This is a genomic window from Rothia nasimurium (genome assembly GCF_928391935.1).
GTDB classification, from domain to species: domain Bacteria; phylum Actinomycetota; class Actinomycetes; order Actinomycetales; family Micrococcaceae; genus Rothia; species Rothia nasimurium_D.
Genome location: NZ_CAKMTD010000031.1, coordinates 1 through 324, shown reverse-complemented (window position 1 = coordinate 324; position 324 = coordinate 1). Strand labels below are relative to the sequence as shown.

1 rRNA gene is annotated in these 324 nt (G+C 40.7%); it reads left to right on the top strand.

What is annotated here, in order from left to right:
* Positions 1-250: 250 nt before the first annotated feature.
* A 16S ribosomal RNA gene (locus L7A15_RS10610) occupies positions 251-324 on the top strand; the annotation flags it as partial.

The following is a 324-nucleotide window of genomic DNA, read 5'->3' as shown; positions in this document are numbered from 1 at the left end:
ACTCAATAGCGTACCAATGTTATAAATAACATTCTTATCGTCCATCATCACACTAACACAACACCATGTTGTGAGTGATATGGAAATAGAACTGATACCAAATATTTATATAACACTGTGAGAAACCGCTGGTTTCTCACTGAATTTGATAATCAATTGGTTTCAGATTCGTCAGCTTGAACCACACCTACCCCGTAGGTGAATGGTTCGCTAACAATCAGAGACCAGGATCATCAACTACTTCATTTTTTCAACGGAGAGTTTGATTCTGGCTCAGGACGAACGCTGGCGGCGTGCTTAACACATGCAAGTCGAACGATGAAG